We start from the raw sequence: 12,144 nt of genomic DNA on the forward strand, positions 1-12,144 counted from the left end.
CGCCGCACCCGCCGCACCCGCCGCCGCGCCGCGCCCGCCGCGCCCGCCGCGCCCAGCCGTCGCGGCGCGCCCGGCTCAGCGGCGGACGTAGCTGAGCAGGCGGAGGATCTGCCAGTAGAGGAAGATCAGGCCGACGAGCATGCCGAAGGCCAGGTACCAGCCGTAGCGGGGTGGCAGGCCGGCGGCGACGGCGCGTTCGACTTGGTCGAAATCGATGACGAAGGTCAGCGCGCCGACGACGATGCAGAGGACCGCGAACAGCACGCCGAGCGTGCCTGCCTGGTAGATCGGCAGGCTGTGGCCGAAGAAGCGCAGCGCCAGGTCGACCAGGCTCAGCAGCACGATGCCGACCAGCGCGCCGGTGACGACCTGGGTGAAGCGTTTGGTGGCGCGCAGGATGCGGGCCCGGTAGAGCGCGGCCATGGCGAGGAAGACGCCGAACGTGCCGATGACGGCCTGCACGACGATGCCGGGAAACTGCTGCTCCAGTTCGCGGCTGACCACACCCAGGAACACGCCCTGCAGTACGGCGTACCCGCTGATCACCAGCGGGTTGGTGATCTGTTTGAAGGTGATCACCAGCGCCAGCACGAGCCCGGCCAGGGTCGAGCCGATTACCGCGATCCCGGTCCAGGCCGGGGCCTGCAGCAGGTTCCAGGCCGCGGCGGCGGCGACCACGGTCACGGCGATCAGCGCCAGGGTGCGCCCGCACACGCCGTCCAGGGTCAGGCTCTGTCGCCGGTCGACCACGACCGGAGCCTCGATCGGACGGGTGAGCACGGGATTGGAGCTCTGCATCACCACGGACGTCCTCCGCTGACGAGGTGAACGGCACTATCAACCGGACGTTAGCCTTCCCGGCCCGCCGAGACGGTCGTTTCACTGGAATGGCTCCGAAAAACGGATGAGCACCCCAAAGCGGTCGGCTGCTGAATACGGTCGAGTCGTGCGCATCGCGTGAACAACGCGGATGCGCCTTTCGCCGGTCGCGGGAAGGGAAGTCCACGGCCATGATCCGCTGGATGGTGAGTTCGGGCTGCCAGCGATCCGGGCGAGGCCAGGTGTCGCCTGATCGCGCGCTGCGGGCCTGGCTGGCCTTCGGCGCGGCGGCGACGCTGGTCGGGCTGTGGGTGCTCGCGGGCATCACCGACGACGTCGTCGCCCAGGAGGAGCTGAGCAGCAGTGATCCGACGGTGGCGAGCTGGCTGGCGGATCACCGTACCCACTGGCTGACCCGGTCCATGCAGGCCGTGACCTGGCTGGGCAGCGGCTGGGTCACGGTGCCGGTGCTGGTGCTGGCGGCGTTGCTGCTGCCGGTATGGCGGGACCGGCGGCGCACCCTGGCGCTCGTGCTGACCGTGTCGATGGGCAGCGCGGTGCTGGTCACCATCGGCAAGCTGCTGACGGTGCGGCCCCGGCCCGTCGTCGGCGAGGTGCTGACCACCGCGACGGGGTACGCGTTCCCGTCCGGCCACAGCGCGCAGGCCGCCGCCGCGTACGGCGTGCTGGCACTGCTGATCAGTCTGCGCGTGCCCCGCGCGGCGAAGCCCCTGGTCTGGCTCGCCGCCACGGCTCTGGTACTGCTGATCGGCTTCTCCCGGCTGTACCTCGGCGTGCACTGGCTCACCGACGTGCTCGCCGGGTACGCCCTGGGCGCGTGCTGGCTGGCCGTCGTCGTGGCGGCAGCCGTGGTGCACGACCGGCTGCGTCCCGATTCCCGTCCTCGGGTGAACGTCTGACCTGGACTGATTCGGTCTCGCGGAGCTTCGCGGTGTGCCAGGGTGCTTTACGGGGACGGTGCCGCGCGGCTTCGCGCCGGAGCCGTTCGAGGCAGCCCACGGTGCCGCTGTGCGCCCTCGGGACCCAGTGCCGTCGCGGCGTACCGCCGCGGTGTGACGGCGTCGCGCGACGAAGGAGATCGACATGGACCAGGTCACGTCCCGTATGGACACCCGGATGTCGGCTACCGCGCCGCCGGGAGCCGAGCGTCCCGTGCGCAGCACCCGGCGCTGGGTCGCCGAGCGCGACCGGCTGGAGGCGGCCATCGCCGAGACGGGCGTCGACTTCGACCAGCCCCGCTCGATCTACTGGAACGCCGCCTGCGGCGTGGAGGCCGGGGCGGACTTCGCCACCGTGCGGGCCCGGGTGCGCCGCTACGCCGACTTCGCGCCGACCTTCGAGGCGGTCGCCCGCCGCCGCGAGGCGCGCGCCGAGGCGGCCGCCGCGGACGGGCACCAGGTCACGGCGCGGGACAACTACTTCATGGCGGCGGTGCACTGGGGCGCGGCGCAGTGGCCGCTGCACAGCGACGACGAGATCAACCGGTTCTACCACCGGCGCAAGCGGGCGTGCTTCGCGCACTACACGGAGCTGGCCGACCACCGGATCGAGGCGGTGACCATCCCGTTCGCGGGCGGGGCGCTGCCCGCCTGGTTCCACCTGCCGCCCGGCTACCACGGCGGGCGGGTGCCGGTGGTGATCGCGGTGCCCGGCATGGACAGTTTCAAGGAGGCGACCGTAGCGCTGCACGGCGACCGCTTCCTGACCCGCGGGTTCGCGGTGCTGGCGATCGAGGGGCCGGGACAGTACGAGGCCGCGATGATGGGCATCCACACCACCGTGCCCGCCTGGGCGCGTACCGGCACCGCGTGCGTGGACTGGCTGGTCAAGCGCGAGGAGGTCGACGCGTCGCGGATCGTGCTCAGCGGCATCAGCTTCGGCTCGTTCGCCGGGACCATCGCCGCCGCGCACGAGCCCCGGATCAAGGCCTGCGCGGTGATGAACACCTGCCACCAGCCGGGCTGGTCGGCGGCGTTCGAGCAGGCGTGGCCGACCTACAAGATGCGCTTCATGTACATGTCGGGGCACACCGACGAGGACGCGTTCGACGCGTACGCCCAGACGCTGACCTGGCAGGGCCACGCCGAGCAGCTGTCCATGCCGTACCTGGTGCTGGCCGGGGACCGCGACGAGCTGAGCCCGCTGGAGTGCACCGAGCAGCTGCTGGCCAGCGTCGCCGGGCCGAAGCAGCTGGTGGTGTACCAGGACTCCCGGCACTCGATCGGCGGCGTGCCCGCCGCGAACCTGGGCCCGTTCGCGCCGACGCTGGCCGCGGACTGGCTCGCCGACCGGCTGCGCGGCGTGCCGATGGCCAGCGAGCGCTGGTACGTCGACCACGCCGGCAAGGTCACGAAGACACCACTCTGAGCGCCTGTCAGGCGTTAGGAAGGGCACCTTCCACCTCGCGGAGCGATGTGAAGGTGCCCTTCCTTTCCGCTACGCCACGAGGATGGGGCGCATCATCTCGTTGTCCTCGTGTTCGAGCATGTGGCAGTGCCAGACGTAGCGGCCGGGGCGGTCGAAGACGGCCTTGACGCGGGTCACCTCGCCGGAGTGGGCGAGCACGGTGTCCTTGCGGCCGGACTCCCAGGCCTCGGCGGGGCGGGGCTTGGGCGGGATGCCGAACGGCTGGCGGCTGACCACCTCGAACTGCACCTGGTGCAGGTGCACGGTGTGCGAGTGGTCGGTGAAGTTGAGGATCTCCCAGGTCTCGCTGCGGCCCAGCACCGGCTTCTCGGTCGGCGCGTCATGCCAGCGCAGCGGGGTCTGGGTGCGGTCCGGGGCGACCGTGCCGAGCGTGGCGACCCGGTGGTTGACGTTGGTCAGCGACGCCGAGGGCAGCTCGTCGAGCAGGACCCGCCAGCTCGCCGCCGACTCCGGCAGGGGCGGTGCGGCGGGCAGGGTCAGGTGCTCGGGCGGCACGCTGGTGTCCTTACCCCGCAGCGGGATGACCAGCAGCTTCATCACCTGGCCGGTGGTCGCGACGTTCGCCGCCTGGTAGTCCGTGCCGAGCACCCCGGCGGCGTACGGCACGTCCGGGGCCTCGTTGATGACGAACAGCTCGGTGCCCTCGGCCAGCCCGGTCAGGTCGACGATCACGTCGGCCCGCTCGCCCGGGCCGAGCAGCAACTGCTCCAGCTTCACCGGCTCGCGCAGCCAGCCGCCGTCGGAGCCGATCTGCCAGAACGGGACCACCGCGCTAGCCGGACGCGGCGCGGTCGCGCTGGACGCGATCTTCAGGATCAGCGAGCGGGAGTTGCTGCCGTTGAGCAGCCGCAGCCGGTAGCGGCGGGGCTCGACGGTCAGCTGCGGCCAGGTGCGGCCGTTGACCACGATCGTGTCGGCGAGGTACGCCGGGTTCCAGATCGGGGCGATGTCGCTGGCGGGCACGTACGGGCCCGCGAACGCGTCGTGGAACTGGCTGCGGCTGTCCGGGTAGTACAGCGAACCGTCGGTGTTGAACGAGCGGTCCTGGATGCAGATGGGGATCTCGTAGTGGCGGGTGCCGGCCGGGTCGTCGGGGCCGGGCGCGGGGCCGGGCAGCGTGCCCTCGGGCAGGTCCTGCTCGCCGCCGCGGATCAGGTAGAAGCCGACCGGGCCCGCGTACACGTTGAGCCGGGTGATGCCGAGCGCGTGGTCGTGATACCACAGGGTGCCTGGTGCCTGGTCGTTGTCGTAGCGGAACACGGCCTGGCCGGGCTTCCAGCGCGGGCCGTGCTCCTGCGCCTTGTCGCGCATCGCGGCGAAGTCCGAGCCGTGGGCGGCGAAGCCGCGCGGCAGCTTGGCGTCGGGCAGGTACCAGGCCGTCGGGTAGCCGTCGGCCTCCTCGGCCGCGTGCGCGCCGTGCACGTGCGTCACGATCGGCACTGGGCCGGTGTAGCGCGGCGGGGTGGCGGTGAAGTGGGCGGGCATGTCCTGGTGACCCGCGCCGCCGGCCGGATTGGCCCAGTGCAGGGTCGGGTCCACCGGCAGCAGGTGCGGCCGGGCCCGGCCCTTGGCGTCGATGAGCCCGTTGATCCAGGTCACCTCGACCGGGCGGTCGGCCCTGGCCTCGATGGTGCGGGCCGGGTAGCCGAACGTGTTCGCGTGCGACGCGGAGCCGTAGCCCCAGACCGTGGTCTGCGGCATGCCCGGCGGCAGGATCTGCTGGCGGAACTGGCGCACCGCGATGGCGTACCGGTCACCCTTGCCGTCGGCGGAGACCGTGGGCATGGCGGCCGGGATCGGCAGCCGCACCTTGTACTTGTGGATTCTGGAGCCGTCGAGCCTGCCTGCGGCCAGCGCGGCGGCCGCGGCGCGCGCTGCGCTCGCCGGGGCCGGGATCAGCATGGCCGCGCCGGACAGCACGCCGGTGGAGAGTAGTTGTCGTCGGGAAGGCATCGGTCGCCCTTCGGTCGCGATGTCGGAAGACCTGACGACCGGCGCAGGACCAATGAGACCAATTTGTCCGATTCGCCAGGAACTCCGCCACCCTAACCACCGACGCCCACCAGCCCAAACAGGCGCACCGCACACCGGTCCCCGAATACCGCCGCCCGCTCAACGAGGAAGATCGCCGTTTGCGGTCGAAACTCGGGGCTGAACCCGAGGTTTCGACCGCAGACGACGATCTTCGTCCGGCCGCAGCCGCAGCCGCAGCCGCAGCCGCAGCCGCAGCCGCAGCGGCTGCGGCGGTCCGGCTACGGGGCCGTGACGACCACGGCGGCGTTGAAGCCGCCGATGCCACGGGCCAGGACCAGCGCGCGGCGCAGCGGGGCGGGGCGGGCGGCGTCGAGGACCAGGTCGAGGTCGCGGCAGCCGTCGGCGAGCGTGCCGACGTTGACGGTCGGTGGGATGACCTGGTCGCGCAGGGACAGCAGGGCGGTGGCGACGTCGAGCCCACCGGCCCCGGCGGCCAGCCGCCCGGTCATCGTCTTCGGCGCGGTCACCGGCACCCGGCCCGCCCCGAACACCCCGTTGAGCGCCTTCGCCTCGGCGAGGTCCAGCTCAGGCACCCCGGCCGCGTCGGCGAACACCACGTCGATGTCGGACGCGGGGCAGTGCGCGTCGGCCAGGGCCAGTTCGATCGCGCGGCGCAGGCCCGGCGGGCGGTTGCGGTCCGGGGCCGGGTCGAACGTGGCGGCGTAGCCGCTGATCTCGCCGTACACCTGCGGCGCGGCCCGGCGCCGGGCGGCCTCGCGCTGCTCGACGACGAGGATCGCGCCGCCCTCGCCCGGCACGAAGCCGTTCGCGTCCCGGTCGAAGGGCAGGTATGCCCGCGCCGGATCGTCGGACGCGCTGATCTGGCCGGTGGCGAGCTGCCCGATCCAGCCCCACGGGCACAGCGAGCCGTCGACGCCGCCGGTGACCGCGAGCGCGGTGCCCGCCCGCAGGTGGCGGCGCGCCTGCCCGATCGCGTCGAGCCCGCCCGCCTGGTCGGTGACCAGCACGCCGCTCGGCCCGCGCATGCCGTGCCGGATCGAGATCTGCCCGGTGTTGACCGCGTAGAACCAGGCGAACGACTGGTACGCGCTGACGTGGTCGCCGCCCTTGGACCAGAGCTTCTCCAGCTCCTTCTGCCCGAACTCGAACCCCCCGGCGGAGCTGGCGGTGACCACGCCCACGTCGTAGTCGCCCAGTGCCGCCGGGTCGACGGCCGCGTCGGCCAGGGCCTGCGCGGCGGCGGTCAGCGAGAACCGGGTCACGTGGTCGGTCTGCGCCAGCAGCCGGTCGGGCAGGTGGGCGGCCGGGTCGAAGTCGCGGATCTCCCCGGCCAGCCGGGACGGGTACTGCGCCGGGTCGAAGCGGGCGATGCGGCCGATGCCACCGCGTCCGTCCAGGACGTTCTTCCAGTACGTCTCGGCGTCCAGGCCGGTCGCGGCGACCACGCCGAGACCGGTGACGACGGGGGCGTCCGTGCTCATCGGGCGTCTCCTTCCGGGCGGGCCAGCAGCATCGCGCTCTGGAAGCCGCCGAAGCCGCTGCCGACCGACAGCACCGCGTCCAGCCGCCGGTCACGCGCCTCCAGCGGCACGTAGTCGAGGTCGCACTCGGGGTCGGGCTCGTGCAGGTTGGCGGTGGGCGGCACGACGCCGTTGGTGATGGCCAGCGCGCAGGCGGCGACCTCGATCGCGCCGATCGCGCCGAGCGAATGCCCGACCATCGACTTGATCGAGCTCATCGGGGTGGCGTACGCGTGCTCGCGCAGGGCCAGCTTCACCGCGGCCGTCTCGTGCCGGTCGTTCTGCTTGGTGCCCGAGCCGTGCGCGTTGACGTAGCCGATCGCGGTCGGGTCCATCCGGGCCGTGTCCAGGGCGCTGCGGATCGCCTCGGCCATCTCGCGGCCGTCGGGGCGCAGCCCGGTCATGTGGAACGCGTTGCAGCGCGAGGCGAACCCGACGATCTCGGCGTACACCGGTGCGCCGCGGCGGCGGGCCCGTTCCAGGTCCTCCAGCACGAACATGGCCGAGCCCTCGCCGAGCACGAAACCGTTGCGGCTGTTGTCGAACGGCCGGGACGCGTGCGCCGGGTCGTCGTTGCGCGGCGTGGTCGCCTTGATGGCGTCGAAGCAGGCCACCGTGATCGGCGAGATCGGGGCGTCGCTGGCCCCGCCCACCACCACGTCGGCGCTGCCCTCGCGGATCAGTTCGGCCGCGTACGCCACGGCGTCCAGTCCGGACGTGCAACCCGTGGAGACGACGGCCGCCGGGCCCTCCGCGCCGATCGACCAGGCGACCTCGGCCGCGAACGAGCCGGGCACGTAGTAGTCGTACAGGTGGGGCGAGGTGCGGGCGTTGTCGACCAGCCAGCGCTGCCCCTTCTCGGAGGCGATGACGTACTCGCGCTCCAGGCTCATCGTCGCCCCGACGGCGCTGCCGACCACCGTGCCCATCCGGTACGGATCCAGTTCGGCGAGTTCGAGGCCGGCGTCGGCGACGGCCTCGGCGGCGGCCACCACGGCGAACTGCGCCGCGCGGTCCATCCGCAGCGTCTGGGCCGGGGTGAGCCCGTACGCGGCCGGGTCGAAGTCGCACTCGGCGGCGACCTGGGACCGGAACGGCGAAGGGTCGAAGAAGCTGATGGTGCGGGTCGCGGTGCGTCCTGAGGTCAGCAGCTCCCAGAACGCCTTGGCGCCGATGCCGCCCGGCGCCACCACGCCCAATCCGGTGATCACGACACGTCGATGCATGGACGCCTCCTGCGGGGTCGGTGGACCTGCCGTCGAGCGTCCCCCGCGCCGACTTGAGCCCTGCTTGAGAAACTCCCGGCCGACTGGCCGGGTCAGGCCGGGCCGCGCCCGACGGTGACCAGCTCCGAGCTGGTGCGGACCGCGGTGGAGGCGACGGGCTCCCAGGTCCAGGCGGTGTCGAGGGCGGACGCGGTGTCCAGCACCGGGTCGCCGGTGAGGATGGCGTGCTGCACCCGCCGGATGCGCCGGGAGGGTTCCAGGCCGAGTTCGTCGACGAGCACCTCGCGCAGGCGGCGGAAGGCGTCCAGGGCGTCGGTGCGCCGGCCCGCGCGATACAGCGCGATCATGAACTGGGCCTGCAGGTCCTCGTGCAGCGGGTGGCGGGCGGCCAGGCAGCCCAGCTCGCCCAGGATCTCCCGGTGGCGGCCCAGCGCCAGGTCGGCGTCGATGCGCTGCTTCCAGGTGGCCAGCCGGGCCTCCTCCAGGCGCTGCGCCTCGACCCGCAGCACCGGGCCGAGCCGCACGTCGACCAGCGCCGAGCCGCGCCACACGGCCAGCGCCGCGCCGAGCAGGCGCGAGGCGTGCTCGTGGTCGCCGCAGAGCTGGGCCAGCCGTCCCTGGTCGGCCAGCCGCTCGTACTCGTGCAGGTCGAGCGAGGCGTCGTCCAGGTGCAGCTGGTAGCCGTCGGCGTGGGTGACCAGCAGTTCGCGGGCCACCCGGGCCGGGTCCATGCCGCAGGTGCGGGCCAGCATCCGCCGGATCTGCAGGATGTAGGTCTGCAGCGTGGTCAGCGCGCTCGCGGGCGGCTCGTCGTCCCACAACTCGGTGGTGAGCAGGTCGATCGGCACCACCCGGTCGGCGTGGACCAGCAGCAGCGCCAGCACCTTGCGCGGTTTGGGTGCGGTCAGATCACCCGCCACCCCGCCACTGCGTACATCCAGCGGGCCGAGTACTCGACATTGCATGTCCACTCCCGAATGGCTCGTCGCGCTCGCGATGTGCGAAAGCCGCCTCCACCACTATTAGTGCTCGCAAGGGGCGATCTGTCCCATTCGGCGGAACTGGTGACGATCTTTCTCGGGTGGTGCCAGGGCCGGTCCGTGGACCCGCGCTGATCGCGGCGTGGTGGCTTGACCTGGGCATTCAAGCAGGTTTCCACCGGTCCTCAAGTGGCCGGCTGCGACGGTTCATGGCAGACCGGTTCGCCGCGGACTGACCGCGTGCGGCCGAAATCCCCATCCCGGCCCGTAGAGGAGCGCCGATGTCCAAGAACAAGGTGTACACCGAGACCCAGCGCGCGGAGGTCGACGCGCCGGCCGCGGTCGCCTTCGAGCTCATCAACGACCTGCGCCACTGGCCGCAGTTCTTCCCTGACGGCGTACACGCCGAGCCGGACGCCGACGGCGCGAACGTGCGCTGGTGGGCCCTGGACGGCGACGAGGTGCGCCAGTGGAGCACCACCCGCACGGTCGACAGGGCCGGGCTGCGGGTCGTCACCGAGCAGCGGGACTGCGCCGCACCGCTGGTCTCGGTGCGTACCGAGTGGACCTTCGCGCCGCGCGGCGAGCAGGCCTGCGAGGCCGAGCTGACGGTGACGGTGACCGCCGTGCCGGGCGAGCAGGGCGCGGACGCCGCCGCCGCGCAGCTGGAAGGCGCCGAGCAGATCGTGTCCCGGGTCAAGGCCCTGGCCGAGCAGTGGGACGAGCTGGAGCAGCTGGTCATCTCCTTCGAGGACCCGCTGTTCATCGCCGGCCAGCCGCAGCAGGTCTACGAGTTCCTGTACGCGGCCGACAAGTGGCCCGAGCGCGTCCCGCACGTCACCGCGCTGTCGATGACCGAGGACCAGCCCGGCGTGCAGTTCTTCGACATGGACACGGTCACCCCGGAGGGCCGCGCGCACACCACCCGCTCGGTGCGCGTCTGCCTGCCGCACAAAATCATCTACAAGCAGATCGGCCTGCCCAAGCTGCTCGACGCGCACACCGGTCACTGGCACTTCGTGGAGACCCCCGAGGGCGTCACCGTGCACGCCCGGCACACCGCGACCATCAAGCCGTCGGCGCTGAACCTGCTCGGCGAGGACACCACCGTCGCCGACGCGCGCCGCTACCTGCGCCGGGTGCTCAGCACGAACTCGCTGCAGACGCTGCGCCACGCGCAGGCGTACGCCGAGGAGCCGGCCCGTGCCCACTAGCACCGACGCCGTCGCCGCGGAGCGGGAACTGGCCGACGTGCTGGCCCGCTCCGGCGGCACCCTCGACGGGCTGCTGCGCCGGGCCGCGGTCAGCGCACCGCACCGCATCGCGGTGCAGGCCGGTTCCCGCGCGATGACGTTCGCCGAGCTCGACGCGGCTGCCGACGGCTTCGCGGCCCGGCTCACCGCGCTGCTCCCGCGCGATGCGGCACCGCCCCGGCCGGGCCTGCCCGGCGCGGTCGTCGGCGTCGCGTCGGCGCTGCACCCGGCCTTCGCGGTGGCCTACTACGGGACGATCAGGGCGGGCCACGTGTGCGCTGTGATCAACCCGCTGCAGGGCGAGGAGGAGCTGGCGTACGCGCTGGAGTCCGCCGGGGTGCAGGTGCTCGTCGGGGTCGCCGACATGGCGGACCGGCTGCAGCGGATCCGGCTGGACCTGCCGCGGCTGGCGCACGTGTTCTACCTGGACCGTCCGGGCGAGCACTGCGTGCCCGCGGCGGGGGCCCCGGCGGGCCGCTCGGCCCGGTTCGACTCGCCGGTCGGCGACCCGGACGCGGCGGCGGTGATCCAGTTCACCAGCGGCACCACCGGGCGGCCCAAGGCAGTCCTGCTCACCCACCGCAACCTGGTCTTCAACGCGGCGCAGGTGGTGGGCGTGCACGGGCTGGGCCCGGACACGGTGACGCTCAACCACCTGCCGACGTACCACCCGATGCACCTGAACTCGGCCGTCTGCGCCGGGTCCACCCAGGTGCTGTGCCCGGACGCCGACCCGACGCAGGCCGTCGCGACGGCGGCCCGCACCGGCGCGACGCACTTCTACAGCCTGCCTGTGCGGCTGGCCCGGATGGCCGCCGACCCGCGGCTGCCCACTTGGCACATGCCCGGGGTGCGGGCGATCCTCTCCGGAGGGTCCGCGCTGGCCCCGGCCGCCGCGGCCCGGCTCTGCGCCGGGCTGGGCATCCCGGTCATCCAGGGGTACGGCCTGGCCGAGACAGCGCCGCTGACCCACTGCGACCGGATCGACCGGCCGTCGGCGGGTTCGGTCGGCAGGCCGGTCGCCGGGACCGAGTGCCGGGTCGTCGACCTGGACACCCGGCAGCCGCTGCCCGCCGGCACCCCCGGCGAGGTGCAGCTGCGCGGGCCGCAGCTGATGGCGGGCTACCTGACCCCCGACGGGGTGCAGCGCCCGTTCGACGCCGAGGGCTGGTTCGACACCGGCGACGTGGGACGGCTCGACGAGGAAGGCACGTTGTTCCTGGTCGACCGGCTCAAGGACGTCTTCAAGTGCGACAACTGGCTGGTCTCACCCGTGGAGCTGGAACGGGTGATCATGCGCCATCCGGCGGTGACCGACTGCATGGTCGTCGACATGCCGCACGAATACCGCGGCGCGGTCGCGTACGCCCTGGTCGTCACCGACGACGAGCAGGTCGGCCCGGACGAGATCGTCACGTTCGTCAACGCGGGCCTGCCCGAATACCAGCACCTGCACGGCATCGAGCTGGTGCGGGAGATCCCGCGCTCGCCCAACGGCAAAGCCCGCCGCCGGGACGTGCGCACCCATGTACACACGCGGCACGCCGCCGCGTCCACCCGAAGGAGCGACCACATGGTCACGTTCATCAACAAGATCACTGTCAGCGGCGACGTCGCCCGGTTCGAGCAGGTCCTGGAGGAGATCTCGGCGTACATGGGCGGCCAGCCCGGCTTCATCGGCCGGCAGCTCTACCGCTCGCGCCGCCAGCCGGAGGTCTTCATCGAGACCGTGCAGTGGGCCGACGCCGCCGCGCACGCCAACGCCGTGCAGACCCCGGGTTTCCGGGAGCAGGTCATGAAGCTGGCCGGGCTCGCCGTCCCGGAGCACGACCTGTACGACGCGATCGGCGAGCACGCGCCGCTCGCCGCTGCCTGAACCAGCCCGCCGATGCCTGAACGGAAG

9 protein-coding genes are annotated in these 12,144 nt (G+C 72.6%); 4 read left to right on the forward strand and 5 right to left on the reverse strand.

Annotation, left to right across the window (positions count from 1 at the left end):
- Positions 1 to 75: 75 nt before the first annotated feature.
- Positions 76 to 798, reverse strand: coding sequence for a Bax inhibitor-1/YccA family protein (locus HAV40_RS17480; RefSeq protein ID WP_166382671.1), 723 nt, complete (start codon positions 796 to 798; stop codon positions 76 to 78).
- A 263-nt stretch (positions 799 to 1,061) separates the two neighbouring features.
- On the opposite strand from HAV40_RS17480, the gene HAV40_RS17485 reads away from it, so the two are divergent.
- On the forward strand, positions 1,062 to 1,739 hold the full coding sequence (locus HAV40_RS17485; protein ID WP_166382491.1) for a phosphatase PAP2 family protein: 678 nt from the start codon (positions 1,062 to 1,064) through the stop codon (positions 1,737 to 1,739).
- Positions 1,740 to 1,923: 184 nt separating this feature from the next.
- The gene (locus tag HAV40_RS17490; protein WP_166382493.1) at positions 1,924 to 3,207 is read left to right on the forward strand and encodes an alpha/beta hydrolase family protein; all 1,284 of its coding nucleotides are present in this window, start codon (positions 1,924 to 1,926) and stop codon (positions 3,205 to 3,207) included.
- 69 nt (positions 3,208 to 3,276) lie between these two features.
- On the opposite strand, the gene HAV40_RS17495 is transcribed toward HAV40_RS17490, so the two are convergent.
- The 4 genes from HAV40_RS17495 to HAV40_RS17510 form a co-directional block, all read right to left on the reverse strand.
- Complete coding sequence (locus HAV40_RS17495; RefSeq protein WP_203671054.1) at positions 3,277 to 5,220, reverse strand: multicopper oxidase family protein; 1,944 nt, start codon at positions 5,218 to 5,220, stop codon at positions 3,277 to 3,279.
- Between the two features lie 299 nt (positions 5,221 to 5,519).
- Positions 5,520 to 6,743, reverse strand: coding sequence for a ketosynthase chain-length factor (locus HAV40_RS17500; protein WP_166382495.1), 1,224 nt, complete (start codon positions 6,741 to 6,743; stop codon positions 5,520 to 5,522).
- The gene (locus HAV40_RS17505) at positions 6,740 to 8,008 is read right to left on the reverse strand and encodes a beta-ketoacyl-[acyl-carrier-protein] synthase family protein (protein WP_166382497.1); all 1,269 of its coding nucleotides are present in this window, start codon (positions 8,006 to 8,008) and stop codon (positions 6,740 to 6,742) included. The genes HAV40_RS17500 and HAV40_RS17505 overlap by 4 nt, the downstream gene beginning before the upstream one ends.
- A gap of 92 nt (positions 8,009 to 8,100) precedes the next feature.
- Positions 8,101 to 8,973: an AfsR/SARP family transcriptional regulator gene (locus tag HAV40_RS17510; protein WP_166382499.1), complete on the reverse strand. Its 873-nt coding sequence runs from the start codon at positions 8,971 to 8,973 to the stop codon at positions 8,101 to 8,103.
- 296 nt (positions 8,974 to 9,269) lie between these two features.
- Between HAV40_RS17510 and HAV40_RS17515 the strand changes: the two genes are divergently transcribed.
- Together HAV40_RS17515 and HAV40_RS17520 are read left to right on the forward strand one after the other, a co-directional pair.
- Positions 9,270 to 10,202 (forward strand): SRPBCC family protein, encoded by a 933-nt coding sequence (locus HAV40_RS17515; RefSeq protein ID WP_166382501.1) that lies wholly within the window; start codon positions 9,270 to 9,272, stop codon positions 10,200 to 10,202.
- Entirely contained in the window at positions 10,192 to 12,117 is a 1,926-nt protein-coding gene (locus HAV40_RS17520; RefSeq protein WP_166382503.1) for an AMP-binding protein, read from the forward strand. The genes HAV40_RS17515 and HAV40_RS17520 overlap by 11 nt, the downstream gene beginning before the upstream one ends.
- Positions 12,118 to 12,144: the final 27 nt, after the last annotated feature.

This window comes from Catellatospora methionotrophica, assembly GCF_011297335.1.
Taxonomy (GTDB): domain Bacteria; phylum Actinomycetota; class Actinomycetes; order Mycobacteriales; family Micromonosporaceae; genus Catellatospora; species Catellatospora methionotrophica.